At 49.6% G+C, this 22,812-nt stretch carries 23 protein-coding genes; 4 read left to right on the top strand and 19 right to left on the bottom strand.

Annotated features, from left to right (window positions below; all coding sequences use genetic code 11):
* Positions 1-2 precede the first annotated feature (2 nt).
* The 3 genes from fapR to KJS57_RS05930 form a co-directional block, all read right to left on the bottom strand.
* Positions 3-587: a transcription factor FapR gene (gene fapR, locus KJS57_RS05940; protein WP_211021313.1), complete on the bottom strand. Its 585-nt coding sequence runs from the start codon at positions 585-587 to the stop codon at positions 3-5.
* A gap of 423 nt (positions 588-1,010) precedes the next feature.
* Positions 1,011-1,184: a 50S ribosomal protein L32 gene (gene rpmF, locus KJS57_RS05935; protein ID WP_211021312.1), complete on the bottom strand. Its 174-nt coding sequence runs from the start codon at positions 1,182-1,184 to the stop codon at positions 1,011-1,013.
* 241 nt (positions 1,185-1,425) lie between these two features.
* Positions 1,426-1,941 (bottom strand): YceD family protein, encoded by a 516-nt coding sequence (locus tag KJS57_RS05930; RefSeq protein ID WP_213654095.1) that lies wholly within the window; start codon positions 1,939-1,941, stop codon positions 1,426-1,428.
* Positions 1,942-2,189: 248 nt separating this feature from the next.
* On the opposite strand from KJS57_RS05930, the gene KJS57_RS05925 reads away from it, so the two are divergent.
* Positions 2,190-3,425, top strand: a complete 1,236-nt coding sequence (locus KJS57_RS05925) for a nucleotidyltransferase (RefSeq protein ID WP_213654094.1) — start codon at positions 2,190-2,192, stop codon at positions 3,423-3,425.
* A 12-nt stretch (positions 3,426-3,437) separates the two neighbouring features.
* Here KJS57_RS05925 and KJS57_RS05920 read toward each other — a convergent pair whose 3' ends face one another.
* Positions 3,438-4,463 carry a SepM family pheromone-processing serine protease gene (locus tag KJS57_RS05920; RefSeq protein WP_213654093.1) on the bottom strand — a complete coding sequence of 342 codons (1,026 nt, stop codon included), beginning with the start codon at positions 4,461-4,463 and terminating at the stop codon, positions 3,438-3,440.
* A 134-nt stretch (positions 4,464-4,597) separates the two neighbouring features.
* Between KJS57_RS05920 and KJS57_RS05915 the strand changes: the two genes are divergently transcribed.
* On the top strand, positions 4,598-5,830 hold the full coding sequence (locus KJS57_RS05915) for a nucleoside recognition domain-containing protein (RefSeq protein WP_373316803.1): 1,233 nt from the start codon (positions 4,598-4,600) through the stop codon (positions 5,828-5,830).
* A gap of 13 nt (positions 5,831-5,843) precedes the next feature.
* Here KJS57_RS05915 and coaD read toward each other — a convergent pair whose 3' ends face one another.
* The 7 genes from coaD to gpmA all read right to left on the bottom strand — a co-directional run bounded on the left by coaD (position 5,844) and on the right by gpmA (position 10,245).
* Complete coding sequence (gene coaD, locus KJS57_RS05910) at positions 5,844-6,344, bottom strand: pantetheine-phosphate adenylyltransferase (protein WP_211021307.1); 501 nt, start codon at positions 6,342-6,344, stop codon at positions 5,844-5,846.
* 1 nt (position 6,345) lies between these two features.
* On the bottom strand, positions 6,346-6,939 hold the full coding sequence (rsmD, locus tag KJS57_RS05905; protein WP_211021306.1) for a 16S rRNA (guanine(966)-N(2))-methyltransferase RsmD: 594 nt from the start codon (positions 6,937-6,939) through the stop codon (positions 6,346-6,348).
* 21 nt (positions 6,940-6,960) lie between these two features.
* Entirely contained in the window at positions 6,961-7,155 is a 195-nt protein-coding gene (locus KJS57_RS05900; RefSeq protein ID WP_211021535.1) for a single-stranded DNA-binding protein, read from the bottom strand.
* Positions 7,156-7,329: 174 nt separating this feature from the next.
* On the bottom strand, positions 7,330-7,539 hold the full coding sequence (locus KJS57_RS26600) for a DUF983 domain-containing protein (RefSeq protein ID WP_211021305.1): 210 nt from the start codon (positions 7,537-7,539) through the stop codon (positions 7,330-7,332).
* Between the two features lie 528 nt (positions 7,540-8,067).
* The gene (locus KJS57_RS05890; RefSeq protein ID WP_211021304.1) at positions 8,068-8,463 is read right to left on the bottom strand and encodes a hypothetical protein; all 396 of its coding nucleotides are present in this window, start codon (positions 8,461-8,463) and stop codon (positions 8,068-8,070) included.
* A 249-nt stretch (positions 8,464-8,712) separates the two neighbouring features.
* Positions 8,713-9,426, bottom strand: coding sequence for a glycoside hydrolase family 73 protein (locus KJS57_RS05885; protein ID WP_213654091.1), 714 nt, complete (start codon positions 9,424-9,426; stop codon positions 8,713-8,715).
* A 69-nt stretch (positions 9,427-9,495) separates the two neighbouring features.
* Positions 9,496-10,245 carry a 2,3-diphosphoglycerate-dependent phosphoglycerate mutase gene (gene gpmA / locus KJS57_RS05880; protein WP_211021302.1) on the bottom strand — a complete coding sequence of 250 codons (750 nt, stop codon included), beginning with the start codon at positions 10,243-10,245 and terminating at the stop codon, positions 9,496-9,498.
* A gap of 170 nt (positions 10,246-10,415) precedes the next feature.
* Between gpmA and KJS57_RS05875 the strand changes: the two genes are divergently transcribed.
* Both KJS57_RS05875 and KJS57_RS05870 read left to right on the top strand, forming a co-directional pair.
* Entirely contained in the window at positions 10,416-10,865 is a 450-nt protein-coding gene (locus KJS57_RS05875; protein WP_211021301.1) for a hypothetical protein, read from the top strand.
* Between the two features lie 171 nt (positions 10,866-11,036).
* The gene (locus KJS57_RS05870; RefSeq protein ID WP_211021300.1) at positions 11,037-11,711 is read left to right on the top strand and encodes a tetratricopeptide repeat protein; all 675 of its coding nucleotides are present in this window, start codon (positions 11,037-11,039) and stop codon (positions 11,709-11,711) included.
* Between the two features lie 76 nt (positions 11,712-11,787).
* Here the strand turns inward: KJS57_RS05870 and KJS57_RS05865 are convergent, their stop codons facing one another.
* From KJS57_RS05865 to KJS57_RS05830, 8 genes are all read right to left on the bottom strand, one after another.
* Positions 11,788-14,931, bottom strand: a complete 3,144-nt coding sequence (locus tag KJS57_RS05865) for an MMPL/RND family transporter (RefSeq protein WP_213654090.1) — start codon at positions 14,929-14,931, stop codon at positions 11,788-11,790.
* Entirely contained in the window at positions 14,928-15,374 is a 447-nt protein-coding gene (locus tag KJS57_RS05860; RefSeq protein ID WP_213654089.1) for a MarR family winged helix-turn-helix transcriptional regulator, read from the bottom strand. Before KJS57_RS05860 ends, KJS57_RS05865 begins: the two co-directional genes overlap by 4 nt.
* Before the next feature lie 189 nt (positions 15,375-15,563).
* The gene (locus KJS57_RS05855) at positions 15,564-15,992 is read right to left on the bottom strand and encodes a GNAT family N-acetyltransferase (protein ID WP_244861420.1); all 429 of its coding nucleotides are present in this window, start codon (positions 15,990-15,992) and stop codon (positions 15,564-15,566) included.
* A gap of 11 nt (positions 15,993-16,003) precedes the next feature.
* A complete protein-coding gene (gene rpiA / locus KJS57_RS05850; protein WP_211021296.1) occupies positions 16,004-16,681 on the bottom strand; it encodes a ribose 5-phosphate isomerase A in 678 nt (225 codons plus the stop codon).
* A 228-nt stretch (positions 16,682-16,909) separates the two neighbouring features.
* A complete protein-coding gene (locus KJS57_RS05845) occupies positions 16,910-17,581 on the bottom strand; it encodes a DsbA family protein (RefSeq protein WP_213654088.1) in 672 nt (223 codons plus the stop codon).
* Positions 17,582-17,684: 103 nt separating this feature from the next.
* Positions 17,685-18,959 (bottom strand): bacillibactin exporter BcbE, encoded by a 1,275-nt coding sequence (bcbE, locus tag KJS57_RS05840; protein ID WP_211021294.1) that lies wholly within the window; start codon positions 18,957-18,959, stop codon positions 17,685-17,687.
* An 87-nt stretch (positions 18,960-19,046) separates the two neighbouring features.
* Positions 19,047-21,389, bottom strand: coding sequence for an RNA polymerase recycling motor HelD (gene helD, locus KJS57_RS05835; protein ID WP_213654087.1), 2,343 nt, complete (start codon positions 21,387-21,389; stop codon positions 19,047-19,049).
* Positions 21,390-21,671: 282 nt separating this feature from the next.
* On the bottom strand, positions 21,672-22,694 hold the full coding sequence (locus KJS57_RS05830; RefSeq protein ID WP_211021292.1) for an FUSC family protein: 1,023 nt from the start codon (positions 22,692-22,694) through the stop codon (positions 21,672-21,674).
* Between the last annotated feature and the right edge of the window lie 118 nt (positions 22,695-22,812).

Here is a 22,812-nt window from a genome sequence, read left to right as displayed (position 1 = left end):
GCCTAATTTCCTCCTTCATGAATGGGATTGTCATCGCCTGTTGAACGGTAGATGACGAAGTTCCCCTGGAATACCATTTCTTCACCGACATAGGTGAAGACTTCGACCTTAGCTTTGCCCTTATTCCCGGACATCGGGCGGACATAAGCTTTGGCGATGCATTTTTCCCCTAAATGGACCGACCTGATAAAACGGATATCCGCAGAAAAGGTCAATGCGATCTCATCGTTGATGACCGCGACGGCCAGGGAATTGGCCTGGGCAAATACATGGTGCCCCCGGGCGATGCCTGTCCGCGAAAATACATGCTCCTCACGGATTTCAAAAATAGAGATCCCGCTCTTATCCAACTGCAGATCGACGATATCCCCGATCACCTCGTGCAACGGCAGGGAACGAACCTGATCATAGGAACGTTCAGCCATCAGCTTCATTCGTTCGCGCAGCTCCGGGATACCTAGCTCCAACCGGTCCAGGCGAATCGTCTGGATGCTGACTTTAAGCTGCCGGGTCAGCTCCTGGTCCGTAACAAACGGATTTTCTTCTATAAGCTTCATAAGCTGTTGCTGCCTGGCCCTTTTCGGCAAGCGTTCGATGGATATCCCCCCCTTTTAAAGAACAGGATGAAACATTTATATATTTATATGTTTATTTTAAGAGGTAATTCAAATAGTCATCTTTCCATGACGAAGCATATCATGAAGCTGGTTCGACGTCGAATCTTGAACTCAGCTGGGCCTTCCGTTGCTCACGTACCCCATGTACGCTCCGCTACTCAGTCCCTAGCTTCGTTCAACCTTCTTGGTCCTGATAACCTGACTTTTTGAACACGCACTTTAAACCTTGATTTTAGAACCTGGTACTAAGGAAAAGTATAAAACATCTCCCTAAAAAAAGAAAGGGGCAATGCCTATCTCCCTATTTTGAGAGTCTCGTAAGGCCGTTTCGGCAAAAAAAATAGCATCTCACCGAAATGAGATACTATTTGGTCTCTTGAGGATTATCAACTATTATTGATTGATAATTTCTCTCGATTTGTATGTTCCGCATACTTTGCATACGTGGTGAGCAAGCTTCATTTCTCCGCATTGTTCACATTTTACCATGCCCGGCACAGCCAATTTGAAATGCGTGCGGCGTTTGTCGCGGCGCGTTTTGGACGTTCTCCGTTGAGGTACTGCCATGGTTCCCACCTCCTTATTCAAGTCAACCCGGGTTCCGGTTTGTTTTTGAGGTAATTCAAAAAATCATCTTTTGATCACGAAGTCAACAAGTTAGTTAATTCGGCATCGAATCTTGGATTCATCCGGACCTTCCGCTGCTCACGTAGGCTCACCTACGCTCCGCTGCTCAGTTCCTGGATTTATCCAACCTTCTCGGTGCTGAAAACCTGATTTTTTGAATTTGCATCAATAACGCATTAATTTACTCTTTGAAAAAATCGCTGAGCGAGGCCAGACGTGGATCAATCCGTTCCGTATTGCAGCCGCAATCCCGCTCGTTCCGATCGGTTCCGCAGTTGGGACAAAGTCCCTTGCAGTCTTCCTTGCATAAAGCTGCAAACGGCAGATTCAGAAGAAAAGATTCCTCGATGTATGGCACCAGATCGACTTGATCTTCGGCCACCACGTGAATATCTTCATCTTCACCCTGCGATTCTGCCTCGGGATGATCGCTTTGCTTGAAGCTTTCTTCAAATTTGATATCGACTTTGTGAGTCAAGGGCTTCAGGCAACGGGAACAGGACATGTCCAACTCCCCGGTTAGCTTCCCGGATACGTTCACTATACCGCCCATAGCAGACACCGCCTGCAAATCGGCCTTAAGTGGTCCGGCTCCGGTAATATCCTTGCGTCCCTTGATAACACGGCTCACATCAAGCTCCTGATGGATCTCCAACGGTTTCTCGGATGAAGCCAACTGACGAAAATGAAAAATCATGAATATCACTCCAAACAAACAAAAATTATTATACCGATTTTAAGTAAGTTTTGTCAACCGTCCAGCGGCATTTCCTGTTATATCGCGGTCATTTCGGCCAATTCGTCTTCTTATGGTATATTACTATTTAAACAGAAAAGTAAATTCAATTAAAATACGTGTTCAAAAAGTCGGTTAAAGATCCTGAAATGCTTCGTGATCAAAAGATGACTTTTTGAACAACCTCCAAAAGTAAAAGGTGTGGAACCATGAATACCGTCGGACTAATCGTTGAATATAACCCGCTTCACAACGGACATGCCTTCCATTTTGCGGAGGCCAAGCGGCTGGCCGGAGCCGATGCGGTCGTCGCCGTCATGAGCGGCGACTTCCTGCAACGCGGCGAGCCCGCTATCGTGAACAAGTGGGCGAGAACCGAGATGGCGCTGCATTTGGGCGCCGATCTCGTTCTTGAGTTGCCGGTGGCTTACGCGGTGCAGCCGGCCGAATGGTTTGCGTACGGCGCTGTCGCCCTGCTTGAGGCGACGGGCGTCGTGACGCATCTTTGCTTCGGCAGCGAAGCCGGGGCGCTCGAGGCGCTGCTGCCGCTCAGCCGGCAGCTGGCGGACGAGAGCGCCGCCCTTAAGGCGGCGGTGGCCGAGGAGCTCGCCACGGGGGCGAGCTACCCCGCCGCCTACGCCGCAGCCGCCGCGCGCACCTGCGCCGGCGACGGCGGCGATGCCGCCGCAGCGCGAGCGCTTCTGATGCAGCCCAACAACAGTTTGGGGCTGCACTACCTGATCGCGCTGCGGCGGCTGCAGAGCGGCATCGCGCCGCTCACGGTGCGGCGGCGGGCCGCAGGCTACCACGACGCGGCGCCGACGGACGCCGCGATCGCGAGCGCTACCGCCGTGCGGGCGCTGCTGGCCGAGGGAGGGCTGGAAGCCGCCGCCCCCTACCTGCCGCTATTCACGGCGGATATCCTGGCCCGCGAATTTGCCGCTGGCCGCGGGCCCGTCACATGGAACAGCTTCGAACGACAGCTGTTCCACCGACTGCTCCTCTGCACGCCCGAGGAGCTCGCCGATCACCACGAAATGAACGAAGGGCTACAATTCCGGATCAAAAAACTGCTCCCGGGACTGGAAAGCCCATCGGTAACCGAGCTGCTGAAGCAGCTCAAAACCAAACGATACACCCATACCAAGCTGCAGCGCACCCTGCTGCATGTCCTGCTCCAGCACCACCGGTCAGCCTTAACTCCGGAAGCTTTGAGCGGTGGTCCCGGTTACTTGCGTGTGCTCGGGTTTAGCGACAAAGGACAGGAGCTGCTGAAGCGGATGAAGACCACTTCCTCCCTTCCTGTCGTCACCCGGGCCGCCGGGCTGGACGATCCTCAGCTGGAGCTTGACCTGCGGGCTTCCGCGGCTTACGCTTCCGCCATGCCGAAACGCGAGATGTCCGATCTATTTCGGGATTACCGACAACCGCCAATCCGCCTTTAAGAAGTCTAAGAATCAGCCTTTGGCAGGAAGCTCCTCCAGGTACTTAAGCGCATCGTCGACCTGCTTGACCGGAACGAGCTTCATTCCGCTCTTGATCTCATCTGCTTTTGCCTTGGCCTCTTTATAATTGTCCTCCGGCACAAAAAATATATCCGCATGCTGCCGCTCCGAGGCGACAATTTTAAATTGTACGCCTCCGATCGGTCCGACGCTACCATCTTCCGACATCGTGCCGGTTCCGGCAACCCGGTAGCCCTTACTGAGATCTCCCGGGGTAAGCTGGTTATAGATTTCAAGAGTAAACATCAGGCCCGCCGACGGTCCGCCAATCCGGGTATCTTCAAAATGAACCTCCTTGTCCGGATCGCTCGGCTGTACCTTCCGCACTTCGCCCACGCTGACCCCAAGGCCAGCTTTAGGCTCTCCATTTTCCTCTCCGATTTTCACAAGTTCAACCTGCTGATCGATCTTTTTGCCACCGCGTTCCAGTTCCAAAGGTACCTTATCTCCGCTGGTTTTCCCTTTCAAAGCCGCAGCCAAACCTTCAAAGTTCCCGATTTGCTCTCCGTTTAGCTTCTTAATAATATCTCCCGGATGAAAATCACCTTTGGGCGTAACCGTTTTGGAAAAGCCGACAACGAATACATACTCGGGCACCACTGCATAATCGATCTTGGCCTGCTTATATGCCGCCATGATGGAATTGGACTGCGAGCTGCTCATATAGTACCGCTGCTGAGTCTCATACTCCTCGTCATTCCGGTCGGGCTCCTTGCGAATAATTTCCGCATGCCGCTTAAATTGAGTCGTAATGAGCATTGCGAGGTTCGCATAACTCACCGAAACAGTCGTCAGCATGAACGCACCCTTTTCCTCTTGATCTCCGCCCGCCACGCTGACCATGGGCTTGATCTCATCCGCCGATCCCGGCTGATGAATCATATAGGGCGTCGGCATATACACAACGACATAGACCAATATAGCCAGCGAGATGAAATACAGCCCCGCCTTGATGACTGCAGATCTGGATTTACGCATCCTTAATTCCCCCCTTATGTCAAGAAGCCCATACTCCGAAGTGCCGCAAAACGCACTGGAAGTCTGATATCTTCATTAAGGCATGTACTCCTTGCCCTTCGCATATCTTGTACTATTCATTATTTTCGAAGAAGGTGAAGCCTTTGCATAGCGAGCGCCATGCCGGCGGCAGTCTCCCGTCGACACTCCTGTTCGGACTATCCGCCATCCTGCTCGTGATTTGTATAGTCTACGCACCGGGCGAAGCCTTTCATGCTTCCGGTCAAGGTTTATCGATCTGGTGGAGAGTCGTTTTCCCGGCCCTGCTGCCCTTTCTGGTACTAACCGAAATATTGCTGGCGAGCGGTTTCGCCCACGGCCTTGGCGTACTGCTGGAGCCGTTGACGCGAAAAGGGCTCGGTCTTCCCGGTTCCTATGCCTGGGTGCTGCCGCTTGGGCTGACTGCCGGATTTCCGGCCGCCGCCTCCGCGTCGGCAAGCTTGTATAAACAAGGCAAAATAACCGCCCTTGAGGCGGAAAGAATGGCCAGCACCGCGCACTTTGGCAGTCCGATGCTGCTCGTCGTGGTCATCGGGACCGGGTATATGAGCCGGCCCGAATTAGGCCTTTTTTTGCTGGCCGTTCATTGGTTGTCCGGAATTGCAGCCGGAGTTACGCTCCATTTATTATCCTCGGGGACTCGTTCTCTGCGGAAAACGGGGTCAGTTGCACCTAAAGCCAGCCCCAAACCAACGGTCTCCCGCTTCCGGCTTGCGGCCGTTCAAATGGAGGACGCCCGCAGAGCCGATGGCCGGAGCTTCGGGAAATTGCTGGGCGATGCCGTCAGTGCAGGGGTGCAGACACTAATGACCGTCGGCGGTTATATGATTATTTTTGCCGTCGTGATCCATGTGCTTCTTTCCGCTCTTCCCGACATTATACCGGCCTATTCCGTAGCGGGAGCGCTGGAGATCCACCTTGGCACCCATGCGGTTGCTGAAACGGCGATGCCTCCTGCAATCGTCAGCGCCTTGCTCGGCGCCTTTCTGGGCTGGAGCGGTATTTGTGCGTATCTTCAGGTTAGAGCCGTGCTTAAGCCAGTAGGACTAGGAAGCGCCCTTTTTCTGGTCAACCGCTTGATTCACGGAGCTTATGCCTATGTATTAACGCTTTTGCTGTGGCGCCCACTTACACGGTTGCTGCCGGGGACTCTTCCCGCTAACGCGGAAACCGGTTATGCCGTCATTAGGTCAGGCGAGGGAATGGGCTTTCCTATACCGGAATGGAAACAGATCGCCGGACTCATACAAATGCAATTCTCATTATTTTTTCTGCTGATTACCGGAATTCTGATTCTCTCCCTGATCACCAGAAAACGGTCAAGTTAAAGGTTCAAGAACCCTACTTAACGAACTTGGCTTTCAGCGCTTTTTCCACTTCTGCCGGAACAAGATCCCCGACATCCCCGTGAAAGCTGGCAATCTCTTTGACCACGCTGGAGCTAAGGTAAGAATATTTCGGGTTGGTCATCATAAATATGGTTTCGACTTCGCTGTTCAGCTTATGATTGGTCGAGGCGAGCTGAAGCTCATACTCAAAATCCGTCACGGACCGGATCCCTCTCACGATGACATGCGCCTGCTTGTAATCCATGTAATTCACTAACAAATCGCGAAAGCTGTCAATTTCTACGTTAGGTAAATGCCCCGTCACGGTCGCAAGCAATTCTTTTCTCTCCTCTACGGTAAACAGAGGATTTTTGCTAAGGTTGTTCAGCACCGCCACAATCAGTTTGTCAAACTGGCGGGAAGCGCGCTGAATGATATCCATATGACCTTTGGTCACCGGATCGAAGCTGCCGGGATATACCGCAATGCGCGGCGTTTTGAGCTGGTGTTCCATGTTACTCCTCCTTGCCCGGTTCCTGGACCGGGCTTGATTCTTGTTGTTCATAGTTGTAGACGGAGACGGCCGCTTCACCGTATTTCGCTTTACGGACTTCCTTGAAGGGACCGAAGCTGTCCGGGTATTCAAAGGAAGAATCGTATTCGACCACGATCGTTGCTTCCGGCTTCAGCAACTTCAGGCTATCCATCGTTTCCATCAGCTTGTCCACGTGTTTCAACCGGTACGGCGGGTCGAGAAAGACCAGATCAAACGCCGCTTCCCGCTTAGCCAGTGCTTTCAAAGCTCTTTCGGCGTCATTCTTGTATACCTCGGCTTTATCTTCAAGTCCGGCCGCTTTTAAATTGGAACGGACAACCTCAATACTCTTATATTCCAAGTCGACGAACACAGCCTTGTCCATGCCGCGGCTTAGCGCTTCGATTCCTAAACCGCCTGTGCCCGCAAACAAATCAAGCACAGCTCCTCCGTCAAAATACGGACCGATCATACTGAACAAAGCTTCCTTCACTTTATCCGTCGTCGGCCTAGTTCCCATGCCGGGGACCGCTTTCAGCGTTCGCCCCCGGGCGCTGCCCGATATCACTCTCATGCAAGTTACCATCCTTTATGTCTAAATACCTGTCGATATCGTACCATAATCGCGTAAAGATTGAAAAATCGAATCCGAGAAGATTTTGGTTCGCGGATGTATAAACACGCAAGGAACGGACAACACTTGAATTATCGACATCACAAATGTCGTAGACAACCGCGGAGAAGACTTACGTTTCCCCATAAGCTCTTCGTCCGGTTTCTCCTCTCCCATGATGGGCGCCCCGCGAGGGGTGCCCGGACAAAAGCTCTTGTAGCGTGGTATTCTACGAGGGCTTTTGTCCTTTTTTTGTGCATTGATGACTAAATCCACCAATACTACCTCAAACATATGCGATGATTCTTCACTGAACAATAAAAAAGCCACTCTCGAATGAGTGACTTTGGATCATCTTATTTTTCGATAATTCATAAATAAAACCAGGAATACCATGACTATAATAAACAAAACAATCAATCCTACTATCCAAAGGAAACATCCTAAAACCGGGTGCATTTTTAACCTTGCTCCACAATGTGGACATCTTCTAGCACTTGTAGCAACTATTCCACTACAAACTTTGCACTTAACCAAATTCTTGTTGATCTCGTTCGCCATACGCTAGTCCTTCCATATGTTTTTGTAGTCCCATAGTATCACCCTTTCTGTGTTCTAACTAGCATTGTGTCAGAACTGATTATTAGTGTTGCATTTTACACTACTGGAAAACCCGATTATGGACGTAATGATGGCTTTCGTATAAATAAATCTCCCTTGACATGATCTTACCGCGCTCATTTTTGACCGGGTAACGATGAATTTATCCCAACTGCTCGAGCTCCTTCAATTTGGCCCCGAATGCTGTGCTTAGGCGTTTTTAAAACGAATTCCTACATCTAATCCAATTATTTTCCGCCTCTATTAAAAATAAAACAATAAAATTTTATTTAAAATTTTAAAAAAAACTGCTTAAAAGCAATTGCATTGGGTAATTATTATTTGGAATAAAGGATACGTCGATAAAACGCAAAAAAACCGCCGGGGTAAGATCGGCGATTTTACGATAAAAGAAGCATTATTCAGTTTTCGTGGAGATGTCCACTTACAGTGCTGATACGTGGTTATTGCTTTGCGATGACTTGCCGCCTAGATTAAAATGGGCTGAGCGATCAGTCCCCGCTGGAGGTCCAATTCTTTCTTTACAGTGTTAAATACGTCCTGCAAAGAAGGGCCCCAAACTAAGTTTTCTTGTTTTACGTAGGTTTTGACCTCGGCACAGCTGCGGTCGTAAGTTTCCAGGTAGCCGCTGCCGACCCTTATGAGATGCTGTCTGGATTGCTTGATCAATGATATATATTCGTGATAAAGTTCCGATTGGATATATTTCGATTCAGCGGAAAGCTCGGACCATGCGAAAGCCCCGCCCTCGACGCATTCTGATGACCCATGGACGTATTCAATGTCGGAATGAACGAGAATAAACAGGCGAAGTCGCTCTTCCAGCGATTTGTAGCGTTCTTTCAAATGCTCCATCGACTCCATTAAACACACTCCTTTCTAAAGCAATCATTGAGCAGAAAGAGAGGGTTTTATTTAACCATCACGATACTCTTTCAACCTTGCAATGATGTTTCTCATAGCTTAAGTATAAGCCTTTTCCAAAATAAAGTATACAAACAATTTACAAAAACGTAACTTTTACATTAAAATATCGTCATTTAGCGTCAAAGACCCTGCTGTTTTTCCAGCAGGGTCTTATTGCGTATTCTATGCTTCGCGGCGCTTCCAGCATCAGCCCGCATTCTTTTTGTCGAACAGTCCGCGGCGGTGCATGATCGTGATTAAACGATAAAAATCAAAGCCCCCCGTCTCCGGATTGTTGATCAACGGTTCCTTTTTGTCGTAATTAACAGCGGCTTGAACAGCCTCCCTGGCCCAGTCCGGCAGCTTTGTGTTTGCCTTTTTTTCCAACTCCTCGATCCGATCAGCCTGCTTGCGTACGATATCCTGCAAAGCTTCAAACTGCTTCTTCTCCTCCGCAGTCATCGGTTCATCTCCTTCCCGGGTATCGTATTGATAAAGATTGTACTTATCCATCAAAGAGATCAGCTTGGCTACATAGTCAGGATCCGTTGCATACCCTGCCGCCGATACGGCATATGCCGCTTGCCTGCCTGTCCGGTGCAACACCGCGGCGTACCGCTTGTTTTGCAACAGGCGGGTATGATCCTCAACGGATTCCGCCCAGGAATGATATTTCCGGAACGAGGCATTAATTTTGATATATGATCCGTTTCGATACTCCGTCGTCGGCATAACTATGCTGCCGGCAGGACCGTTTCCTTTTATTCCGAATAAATTGTTTGCTTTCTGGGTAAGTCCGCTGGATCCCCAATTCGACTCCAATGCGGCCTGGGCGATGGTCAAGGAAGCCGGCACGCCGCTCCGAAGCCAGTCTCTTATTGCATCGGGAGCTATTCTAGCAATAAATTCTGTGCTGTTCATCTCATCACCTCCCTTTTAATTTATGAAAAAAGAGCAGGATGCGCTTGGACATCCCGCCCTTTAATCCCGCTACTCCATAATTTTGTCGGGATCAGCTGCTTTTTCGATTTTGTGCTCGACTCTTCTTTCGCTGCCAAGATAATATTTTTCCAGAGGCTTCAATTGATCATCCAGCGTATAAACGAGCGGAGTACCTGTCGGTATGTTAAGGTCGATAATTTCCTCAGCGCTTAAATTGTCCAAATATTTGATCAAGGCCCTTAAACTATTCCCATGCGCCGAAATAATCACCTTTTTGCCGGCAAGAATTTGCGGCTTGATTTCCCGCTCCCAGTAATCCTCCACCCGGACAATCGTTTCTTTCAGGCTTTCCGACAAAGGAATAAACTGATCGGGCACATCCTTGTATTTAACATCATTGCGAGGATACCGCTCATCTTCCTTGGTCAGCGCAGGAGGAAGAACATCATAGCTCCTGCGCCATAACAGCACCTGTTCTTCTCCGTATTTCTGCGCCGTCGTCAACTTACTCAAACCTTGCAGGGCCCCGTAATGCCGCTCATTCAGCTGCCAAGTTTTGTGGGTAGGAATCCACAGCAGGTTCATCGCATCAAGGACGAAATAGAGCGTCTTAATCGCCCGCTTCAAATAGGAAGTAAACGCAACGTCGAAGACAAACTTCTCTTCTTTCAGCAGAATACCCGCTTCTTTAGCCTCTTGAACTCCCTTTTCCGACAAATCGACGTCCGTCCAGCCCGTAAACAGGTTGGATTTGTTCCACTCGCTCTCTCCATGTCTGACAAGCACCAGTTTATACATTCTTTGCTCACCTATCCCTTCCAGTGACTTCTTCCCCGGCATTAGACCTGGCGGAGCTGGTAATGTTAATGCTCTCACGCGCTCAAATCATGCATATCCTCGGTTGGGCCGGGCAACCTAATTTGTGGTTTCGCAACTACAAAACAACTTAATCAGGAGGGTTTCATTTCATGTACAATCAAGCTTCTTCGCAACTTCGGGAAATTGAACAGCACATCAAACAACTGGAGCAGCAAACCCGCCAAGCGACCGCAATGTATCAGCAACTTTTGGAACAGGAACAACAAAATGCTGCACAGCTTGAACAGATTGCGGACAAAGAAAGAAGAGCCGCCCACACGATTCAAATGGCTCTGCAAGGCCATCAAACAGCAATGCAGCAATATCAGCATATCGTTCAACTGGCCGGACAAATCGAACAAAATATAAACTCCGTATCGAATAACTATGGCAACCCGGAGTACAGAACTTCCGCAGGCATCGGCCTCCGTCCCCTGGGCGGACAAAGCTTCGGCCAAGGAAACTCCGGTCAAATTGGCGGGTTTTCAACGGGCTCCATGAACTCCGGTACTCAATTTATGCAGAATCAACCCGGCGTTCATCTGCGGGGCTACCAATAACCCCTAAAATCCAATACAGTATACGCAGCCGCCTTATCTTTAGGGCGGCTTTCCTGTACTCGGTAAATCATCCTTATAATTAATACCCAAAAAGACCATCAGCTATTATAAACTGCCCAAGTTCTCCATCTGTGGTATAATGGGAAATCATTATGACGGGTGGAGGAACCTATGAGCAAGGTAATGCTTTTTATTTTTTTGTCGTGGCTGACCGGAAATCCTTTGATCGCCATTCTTGTTCTGCTTGTCATCATTTACTTCCTGGACCGGCGCTTTGTAGGAGTATTCCCCAGTATTTCCAAACCTTTCAAACGATATCGCAACATCTCGAAGCTCCGGCAGCAGCTCTCTTTGAATAATTTCGATGTATCTTCCAAACGTGAACTTGCCAGATTGTTGCTGGACACAAAGAAATTCAAAGAAGCCTATGACCTGCTGGAAGAAGTGAAGCCTTATTCTGAGACTTCCGCTGAATATTGGGACGATCTTGGCACCGCTTTAATCGGTCTCGGCCGTCTTGAAGAAGGAGAAGCCCAAATTCTGCACGCATTAAGTCTGAACGAGCGAGTAAAATACGGTCAGCCTTATTTGCACCTGGCAGCTGCATTCCGCGAGAAAGAGCCCCAGAAAGCACTGGGCTATGCCGCCAAGTACGGGGAGATCCAATCCTCCTCCAGCGAAGCCTACTACCTGCTCGGAAGTCTTTACCTCTCGCTTGGCCAAAAGGAAGAGGCTAAGAGTGCCCTGAATGAATCGCTTGCCGTTTACCGCAGCTTGCCGAAATACAAAAAACGGCACGAGCGGAAATGGGCCGTTCGCAGTTATTTTAAGTCACTGACATTATAATGACCCCCGGATCACAAACAAAGAACCGCGAGCTCCAATTGCTTTGGCTGGAGCCCGCGGTTCTTTTACTTATTTATTATCCATTTTCGCTTTGCCCGGTGTTCCGGCGGAATGGCCACCAATTGAACTGTCCGAACAGTTTTACCATCACCGGAATCAGGAACGGAAGCACGATCACCGCATACAACGCCAGTCCCGTTAATACGACCGTTGCGATTTGCAGCATGGAGAGCACGCCCGAAGGATACATGGACGCCATCGTTCCTCCCAAAATAACGGCGGCGGATAAAATGACCGTCCCCATATTACGCATCGAATGCAGAATGGCGTCGCTCACGTTCCAATCTTTATTTTCATTAAACCGGTCCATAAGGAAGATGCTATAATCCACACCGAGCGCGACCAGAATAACAAAACCGAAGAATGGCGTAGCCCAGCTGATTCCCGAATAATTGAAAATATCGACGAACACCCATTCCGTAAAACCCATGGATGCGTAGAAGGTCAGTACCAGCGAAGCGATCAGATAGATCGGCATCACGAGCGAACGCAGCAGCAGAACGAGAATAATGAAAATCCCGGCCAACATCAATACTACAGTCCGCGTATAGTCTTCACCGGAAATGGTTTTCAGGTCGTTAAAAGTACTGGATACGCCCCCGACAGCGATTTCCGCCTTCTCCAAGTCCGTTCCTTTGACCGCCTTTTCAACCGCTAAGCGAATCGGTTCTACCTCATTGATCGCTTCGTTCCCGTAAGGATTGCTGGAGAATACGACGTCCAGCTTCATGACTTTGCGATCCGGAGAGAGATACATATCGAACACTTGGGTCATTTGTTCGTTCTCCATTGCCTCTTCCGGTACATACCAGCCGGCAAGATCTCCTTCCGCAGCGCCAACCTCGTTTAAGTATGCTTTGGCTGAATCCAACCCGCCCGATACTTGTGCCAGGCCATCCACACTTTGATCCAATCCATCCGTCAGTTGGGAGATCTGTCCCGAGAACTGACTGAAGCCATTCTGGATTTGCTCCTGCCCGCTTTGGATTTGCGACAGTCCGGTTATCACTTCCGGAATTTTATTGACGATTTGACCCTGTCCTGCAGCCGCTTGATCCAACCCGGTTTCTAATTGGGTCAACCCGCTAATTAACTGATCAAAACCTCCGGCCAGTTGTTTGCTTCCTGCTGCGGCAGCCTCATATCCTTGATTGGCTTGATTCAGACCGGCGGTTACGCGTCCGAATTCAGCTTCCATTTGCCCCAGACCTGCCGACATCTGCGGCAAACCTTTGCCCATCTCCGTTACGGTGCCAACGATCGTCAAGTAGTCCGGATCGGAGGCGAGCTCAAGAAATTTATTTTCCAAACTTGCAAAACGGGCGGATAGACCGGAAAGGCTTTGGGCGGCTGCATCCAACTGTTTACTGATTTGTCCGATGCCTTCGCCAAATTGCCCTAACCCGCTTCCGATCTGCTTATAGGACTGCAACAGTTGATCATGAGCAGCCGCCAAATCCTGGGCGCTCTTTTTCACCTGTCCCAAGCCCTGTTTCAAGCCCCCGGCCCCCGTAGAACCTTCTTTAATCCCTTTTTCTATGGCGGACAGACCGGTTTGCAGCTCAGCGATTCCGTCCTTCAACTTGCCTGTACCTTCAGCCAGCTTGCCCGTGCTTGCCGCCGCTTCCTTCAGCTTCGGCTCATTTTCGGTCAATGAAGCGCTGGCCTCCGCAAGACCACTCTTAATTTTGGACAAGCCCTCATTTCCTTGGCCAAGCCCTTCGCCAACCGTTTTCACCTGACTGTTCAGCGCAAAATCCTTAACCTCGTCACCCGTCGGACGGCTCATGCTGCGTACACTGGCGACGCCGTTTACCCCGGTAACTTCACGGCTGATTTTCTCCGCAAGGGTCATGTAGTCCGCATTGTCCATGGGCTTGTCGTGTTTAATAACGATTTGCGTCGGCAAAGATTCTCCCGGCTCAAAACTGTTCGAAATCAGATTGTACGCCTTAACCGATTCGTACTCATCCCCGATTTCTTCCATGCTGTTAAACGATACATTCCCGCTGTAGCTGATCAGAAACGGTACGGTAACCGCCGCAACGATCAACAGAGCGGCCCATGGCCGCTTCAGAGAGAAGGAACCGATAGCGCCCCAGAAGCGGTTTTCTTTATGCTCCAGAGAACCGCTGAGCGGCCAGAACAGCTTCGTTCCCAGCACGGCCATAAAGAACGGAACGATCGTTACTAGCGCGATCAGCATCACTGCGATTCCGACGGCGACCGCTACCGCAGAGCGATAAAGAACAAATTGCGAAAATCCGATGGCCGAAAAACCGACCAATACCGCAAGACCCGAAAAGAACACCGTTTTCCCGGCTTTCCGGTACGTCTGGATAATCGCTTCCCATTTGTCGTTCCCATGCTGGAGCTCTTCTTTGAACCGGCTGATCAGGAGTATACAGTAATCGGTCCCGATCCCGAACATGACGGCGACCATAAAGATTTGCGTATACGTCGATATCGGAAAATCGAATCCGTCAACCAGAAACGAGACGATCGATTGCGATACCAAATAACTGATCCCTACCGTCAATAACGGTATAAACGGGGCGATTACCGAACGGAACACGACGAAGAGAATTAATAAAATAAAAATAACCGTAAAATATTCCGATTTTTTCAGTCCTTGTTCAGAACTGACGACCATATCCTCGTTGATCTGCTCTTGTCCCGTTAAGTAATGCTCGGCTTTGACCTGATCCAGCGCATTGTGGATATCCTGCTCCACCTCGGTCAGCGGGCGGTCCGAGTGTTTAACGGACAACGAGGTCAAAATCGTTGTTCCGTCTTTCGAAATCATTTTGTCCGCCGCTTCCGGAGTAGTGAACGGATCGGTGATCGACACGATGCCGATTTGATCCATTTGGTTCCGGAGCGTACCCAGAGCTTGCTCAATCTCGTCTTTATCGCCTCCGGTCAACCCTTCATCCGCATGAAACACAAGTGCGATTTGCGTTGACTTCTCTCCTCCGTTCGCATCCGAAATATCACTCAGAATCGCTGATGCGGTGGAAGAGGAATAGCCTTCCGGAACAGCAATATCCCCTTTTTCGCGAACCAGATCCGACATGGACGGGGCCGAGATGAACAGCAAAACCGCGGCGGCGATCCATACCAGTACAATGACCCATCTGGCCTTCAAAATAAACTTCATGATTCCCCACTCCCTTCCTCCAATAAATTAGCCAGCTTTTCAAATACACTGATGAATCCTTCGACTTCATCATGGCCGAAATGAACGAGGTATGTAGACACCGTCTCCATGATTTTGGCTTGCGCTTTTTTATAGTTGTCTAATCCTCGGTCCGTCAGAGACAGATAAACGACTCTCCGGTCGTCTTCGTCCCGGGTGCGCTCAAGAATGCCTTTATCCGCCAGTCTCGTAATGATTGCGGTAATCGAGCTCTTCCCCACGGCAAAAGATTCGGCAAGCTCTGTGGAAGTCACGTTTCCGCGCGTCACAATATAATCGATGATTTGGAACTGGTCCATCGTCAAGTCATCCTGCAGAACTTCACGAATTTCTCCGTGCAGTCGCTTCGTCACTGTAAAATATGCCGCCATATAACGCTCTATCAATTCTTTAGATCCTTGCATCAGTCCGAAGTCTCTCCCTCCTCAGTCTCTCTTGTCCCAATTGTTCTACAATGAAACAATTCGCTAATAGAACTATATGAGGTTCCAAGTGGATTGTCAAATCCACTTTCCTCGCACAACAAAAACCCCCTCGCCACCGGCGAAGGGGTTAAATGGCTACAATTAGCGGTGAAAAGCCTAAACTTCTTTTTAGTCTTCAGCAGGTTCTTCCGACTCATACACGCAGCGGAACTGCTCGGGTTCGTCCGGACCTGGGTTAAACCCGTTTACTGTAAATCCAATGTTTCTGAAAAAGTCAGCCTCTTCCTCATCCGTTACCGCTATAACGACCTCCGGCTGTTTCAGCAGCAGCGCCTCCACGATCAATCCCCGGCCATAGCCCTTAAGCCTGTCCTCAGGACGAACCGCCAGATGAAGAATGTCCATTTGTCCTGAAGAATTGGTAGTGAATCCGATCAGTCCGATGTTTTCCCCTTCTTCTTCAAAGACGTACAATTCAGCGCCCGACTCATACAGTTCCCAAGCCTTCTTCTCTTGCTCGGAATCGAATCGGGTCGCATATTCCATTAATTCGGCAATATCAGACTGAACCGGAAAGGATGTCACTCGAACGAGCACAGCATGTCCTCCTAATGTTTTTTCTCGATCATTTCGGTCCGACCGTCCTCGTATCCGACAATGACCGTATCTGCGATGTCAACGAACAAACCGTGATCAACTACGCCCGTCATCATTTTCAATTCATGGCTCAATTGTGCGGGAGACGGAATCTTCCCGAAGGCCGCGTCCACGATATAATTCCCGTTATCGGTTACATACAATTCCCCGTCACGGGTGCGCATTTCGAACTGGACGTCGTAGTTTCGTTTCAACTGTCCGAGCGTCCACTCATAGCAAAAAGGAACAAGTTCAATCGGCAGCTTAAATTGACCCAATTGAGGAACCATCTTGCCGCTGTCGGCGATCACGATAAACCGGTCGCTATTGATCGCTACCAGCTTTTCGCGGAGCAGCGCACCGCCGCCGCCTTTAATCAGCGCCATTTCAGGATCCACCTCATCCGCACCGTCGATCGCGATATCCAAACGTTCCACTTCCGAAGCCGGAATGAGAGGAATTCCATATTTTAAAGCGAGCTCTTCCGAAGCATTGGATGTTGCAATGGCTCGAATCTGCAAGCCCTGCGCTACCCGTTCACCAATTTTCTCAATGGCATAATAGGCGGTTGACCCGGTACCGAGACCGACAACCATCCCGTCTTGGACCAATTCGGCAGCACGGTAACCCGCCGCTTGTTTTGCGTTCATATAATAGCGCCCCCTGTAAGTAAAATACGATCATGCTATATTCATGGATACAGTTTTCATGATGCTGGAGTGGGTTCTGAACGAACCGACCGACAAGTACCATATGTAACAATCAGTTTGTTGACTGACATAATCAGCTAATATCATACCAAAAAATACAGCAAAAAAGAACTGCGCATTCCCAGGCCCGAAGGACCATCCAGGGAAACGAAGTTCTTTGGTTGCAGGTTACAAGTTATCGATTACCGTTCGGATTCCCTCGAAAGAAATATCCTCCACCGCTTGACCATTGATGAAAATCGTCGGGGTACCACCAACCTGATGGTTTTCCCCAATCATGAAATCTCTTTTCACATTCTCTATATATTTTCGTTCCTCAAGATCCTGTTCAAAGGTCTTCATATCGACATCCGGTATATTCTCCTTTACCAGCTTCATTATAAAGTCCTTGTTTGCCCAGGCCTCATCTTTTGCGCCTTGATGCTCCATCATCAGATCAAAATAAGCCCAGAAAAACTCCTGATTCTGCTGATACAACGACTCCCCCGCAAGTGCCGCAAAATTGGAATCGGGGGCCAGGAACGGAAAGTCCACATAGTAAAACACCGCTGCGCCGGTATCCAGATATTCCTTCTTGAGCTCGGTTAGCACTTCATCCTTCCACCGTTTGCAAGCGGGGCATTTGTAATCTGAAAACTCCACAATTTTGACCTGGGCGTTAGGTTCCCCCATATAAGGCTGATGCTCCAGGTCAAAACCTTCAGGAACCGCATTGGTCTCCACATGCGCCTGTTCCAAATCAGGAGAGCTCGCCGCACGATTACCTTGTTCCATACATCCCCCGACCAGCACAAGAGCAATTCCGCACACCAACCAAAACCCTATTTTCTTCCCATTCATCCTCAAAATCTTCCTCCCCGGCACAAAAAAGTAATAATTTGGACCAGTATAGAGGGCGGTACGTATGACTAGCTAGGAAGAAAATCACTTGGCTGACGGTAAGCTAACTTTGATGAATGGGCCGCGGCGTCTTTGTAACTTTCCTTTTTTCTTTCCCGCCGGTTCCTTTGCTCCCTTTACCTTCTCCCGATTCAGGTTTAACCATAATTAACAACAGCACCACGGCAATAAGGGATACGGCACCAATCACGATAAACATCATCATATGGCCTCCGCCCACCAAAAGGGAAATGACCGGCGGACCAAGCGATACCCCGATGAACCGCATGCTGCTGTATATCGAAGTAATGGTACCGCGCAGTTCCTTATCAATGCCTTCGGTAATCAAGGCATCCGAGCTGGGCAGGACGATGCCGATCCCGACGCCGCAAATGATCAGGCAACCGATCACAAAATAAATATTGTTAAATGTACTGATTCCAAACAGTGCTGCGGTAGCAAGCACAAGACCGATGACTCCGCACCATTTCATCAGGTTTTTATTCTTGCCGATTTTTTTACCCGTTATATAAGAAGCCAGGCAGAGAGCCGCTAACGGAATGGCCAGTACCAATCCCTTCAGTACCCCGTCCAGGCCGTGTTTCTTCTCCAACTGATCGGACAAATAAAACAGTACGCCGAATAACAAAAACATGCATATTCCGCCAATCGCAAAAATGGCGTACAGCCACCGGCCCTTTTCCGCAAAAACTTCCTTGACCGATTTCATAAATTCCCTCAAAGGCTTGGCTTCCTGATTCCGTTCCGGTTCCTTGACCAGAAAGATCACGAGCAGCAGAGAGATCAAGCACAAGACAGGGATAGCCAAAAATGGAACATACCAAATCCACGCTCCCAGCAAAGCGCCCAGTATAGGACTGAGCACTTTCCCGAAGGTGTTCGAGGTTTCGATAATTCCTAGGCTGTGGCTTACTTCATCTTCATCATCGAACATGTCTCCGACAAGCGGCAGAACAATCGGAAAGGCTCCCGCAGCCCCGACACCCTGCAGCAAGCGCCCCGCGATGATAATCCAATAGACGGCCGTGCCGTCGGCAAACCAGGAGGCGGCGCCCGACACCGCTCCTCCGACACCTGCGATGATCAGACTGGGAATGATGATTTTTTTTCGGCCCCATTTGTCCGATAAATATCCGGCGACCGGGATCAGCAATATGGCGACTACCGCATAGACCGTAATCAACATGCTGACCTGGAAAGATGATATACGCAGCTCACGGGAGATCTGCGGCAATATCGGAATCAACATAGAATTTCCAAGGGTCATGATGAGCGGAATGGATGCCAGCGCAGCCAGATCACCTTTTTTGTTATCCATCTTTCGGCCACCCTTCAGATTCGATAAATCATTCCATGAAGAGTAGTTTGGTTGTTAATCAGTAAAATATACTCAGCGGCCGTCCGGTCAAATCTGGATGTACGCTGATTTGTCGGTTTCGCGGATAAACCGGCTCGGTTCGCCGACGGAGTAAACGTGCAGCAAGTGCATAGCCCTTGTACATGCCGTATAGAACAATTTCCGCTCCGTTTCACGCGTATATTTCCGGTCCGATCCGTCATAGATCAGCACGGCATCGAATTCCACTCCCTTGGCCAAATATGCCGGGATAATGTGGATTCCTTTCTCAAAAGACAGCGTAGTCTTCTTGATCAGTTTGACCGGCAGGTCAGCCGACAGCTCTTCGTATGCCTTCAGGCTTTCCGCCGCGGTTTTGCAAATCACCGCGATCATATCGTAACCGTCGCTCCTTAGCGCCTGAATATCGCCCTGGATCCGGCCGTGAAGCTCCGTTTCGTCTCCGACCAAGCGGACCTCCGGTTTCTCGCCTTCCCGGTTGAACGGAACGATAGCTTCTCCTCCGTAAATCATCCCCCGCGTGAACTCGACGATTTCGCGCGTCGACCGGTAGCTCTGCACCAGGGTAATAAGCTCGCTTTCGGCTTCCCCGTAGAGGTCGGTCAAAGCCGTCGACTGCTGAAGCACCGACGCGTGTGCATAAATCGCCTGGTTTAAATCCCCCAGCGCAGTCATGCGGGCACGAGGAAATAACCGTTTCAAGAAGTACAACTGGAATGGGGAGTAATCCTGGGCCTCGTCGATGATCACATGTCGGATGGCCGTATTGGAGCGGAAGCCTAGAATCATTTCTTTTAAGTAAAGGAACGGGGTCGCATCCTCATAATACAGCTCGCCCTGTTTGATCTTGCTGAGGGTTTGACTGCAGATCGCCTCCCACTCCTCCGGCAGTTCGCCTGAACTGAGCTCCCCCATGAGTTCGGGCTGTTGAAAGAGCTGACTGTACAACTTGGTCACATCCACGAAACGAAGGGATTTGACCCATCTGCGAAGCGGTTTAAGCCGTTCGCTTACGACCATTTTGGCTAAAATGGTCTTTTCTTCTTCGTAGTCGCTAAAATGATCTCCTTTTTTTTGCTGGTTTTTCCGCATGCGCTGGTAGGCTCTCTGGTAATCCTCGGTATCAAGCAACTGAATTTGCTCCTCCACCCAAGGTTCCGTGAGCTCTGCTTTGCCGAAAGCCGCCAACTCTTTAAGAAGCCATTCCTTGAGCAATTCACACCGATTCGCCAAAGTGATCGCAGGATCAAAAGCGTAAAACGCCGCCGATATCGCATCCGCACCGATCACTTCCTTGCCTTGAAACCGTAAAGGCCGGAATTTCATCTCCTTGCGCTCCAGAAGCGCTTTATATTTGTTGATCGCATCCAAAAAAGAGGACGAGGATTTATAGCGCAGCCCGCTGATCCTTGCCGAGTAACCCTCATTTTCTTCGCTGGACAGCACATATTCCATTTGCACAAACGGGTCCTCCAGCTGGAATTCCCGGCCCAGCCGATGTTCCAAGTACTCCTGGAACGTTGTTTGCAGCATATTCTCTTCGCCAAGCTCCGGCAAAACCGTGGATACATAACTATTAAACATCGGGTTCGGCGAGAAAAGAATCATTTGATCGGCTTGCAGCGTTTCACGATGCTTATAGAGTAAATAGGCTACACGCTGCAGCGCGGCGGACGTTTTGCCGCTTCCTGCCGCTCCCTGTACGATCAGCATCCTGCTTTTGTCGTTTCGGATAATCCGGTTTTGTTCCCGCTGAATGGTGGCCACGATGCTCTTCATCTGGGCATCCGAGCTGCGGCTCAGAACCTGCTGAAGCAGCTCGTCACCAATGGTAACGCCGGTGTCAAACATCACTTTGATCTCGCGCCCGCGAATCACGAATTGCCGTTTGAGCAGCATCTTGCCTTCGATTTTTCCGGAGGGCGTTTCGTAGGAAGCAGGTCCCGGAACACCGTCGTAATACAGATTCGAAATCGGAGCTCTCCAGTCATAAATAAGAAAAGCTTCGTCCCCTTCCTCCAGAAGGGAAGCAATTCCGAGGTAGATCGGCTCTGCGGGATAACCATCCTCGGCAAAATCGATCCGCCCGAAATACGGCGACTGCTTCAGCCTCTTCATTTTGTCTAATGCAGCAGAAGCATGCTGGTGGCTTTTCTCTCTCTCCGACAACACCTGGGATTGCTGACGCAAGCTTGTCGATGTTTCCCCCACATCATCCGCTTCGCTGAAGTTGACGGTAACCTCATCCCAGAACTCCTTCCGCATGGTTACGACGTCTCCACGGACGGATCCTACCTCCCGTTCCAGCCGGGAAATATTGTCCTCAATCCGGTCTGCCACATATTCCACGCGCTGCTGTTCTTCCTGCCAAGCATTGTCCGTTCCGCTCACAATGATCGCTCCTTCTGGTAAACTACTTCTAGACGGTCTAGATTATTGAGTGAATCACCTATTGACATTCCAAAATATCCATGATATAATTCTATTAGGATATTTTTGTTCGTATCATTATTTCTACAGTCCATGTTTCATTGTATCCATTTTATGCGATAATTTCAACCTCATTATTGATTTTTTTAAACCTTACACCTGAAATAGTAAAGTCCCGCCATTCGGCAGGACTTTTTTTGATGTCAGAAATCACGTTTGTTTCGCAGGCCCGCGATTACTTTTTTAGGATTCCACGGGCACTTGGCTATGATCCGCCAAACGGTTTAGCCGCTCTAACTGATGCCCGTACTCATACATTTCCGCAGATACGATCGACAGCCTCAGGATCCCTTGCCGCTGCGTGGCATAACGATCCAGCATTCCCCTCAAAAACTCATCATTATCATGCTCAAATTGTTCGGCCTCTTTATTGTTCGGCTTCAACTTGTCATCAAATTTTAACATGATATGCTCATGGAATTTTATTAATTTCTCCAACTGCATGTCAAATTCCTTGTTCAATTCCGGAGTTCGCACCGCCTGAAAATAATGCTGTTCCACGGCATCCAGCACCCCGTAGCCTTTGCGCAGCGCCTTGAGCATCTGCTTGTACACTACAAGCTGCCTGCTCTCGCTGAATTTCGGCGTTTTGAGCTTCTTCTGGTCCTCTTCCATCAGCTTGTATTTATCCGACAAAGAGTTGATCGAATCTTCAAGCTTCCGTTTCTCGCCGCGGAATACCGATTCCTTGATTTCGTCGGAAACGGCAGTACGAAGCAACAGGGACAGCTGTTCAAAGGTTTCCTTGATCTGATTCACATATTGTACTCTCGGTTTTGGCGGAAAAACGATGATGTTGATTACAAAAGCGGAGACGATCCCCACCAAACTTAAAGCAAAGCGGTTCAATGCAAACTCCCATTGACCGGAGGCCTCCATGACGGCTACGACCGTAACCAGCGTAATCCCTATCGTTTCGCCCATTTTTAGTTTCAGACAAATCATGATTACAAGAATGCATACCAAGCCCACGGCGATCGGCTCATTGGAGAACAACAAACCGCCGGCCATGGCCAAAATGGCGCCTAAGGTGTTGGTTTGCAATTGGTCCATCAAGTATCTCCATGAGCGGTAAATGGAAGGCTGCATGGCAAATATCGAGGCGACCGCCGCGATTACCGGAGAAGATAAATTAAACCAGCTGACCAAATACAAAGCCAGTGTTACAGCCAATCCGGTCTTTAGCATTCTAGCGCCAAACGTCACAACAAATTCCTCCTGTTACTTCTCTCTCATCTCATTTTTACCCGAATTGAAAGGTTTCCGCTCATTTTGTCAACAATAAGGGTATGTAGGACCCAATTATTCTAAACGAAGAGGTGGA

The organism is Paenibacillus vini, from assembly GCF_018403325.1.
In the GTDB taxonomy this organism is placed as follows: Bacteria; Bacillota; Bacilli; order Paenibacillales; family Paenibacillaceae; genus Fontibacillus; species Fontibacillus vini.
The sequence above is the reverse complement of the archived record's forward strand: the minus strand, read 5'-3'. Positions and strand labels throughout refer to the sequence as shown.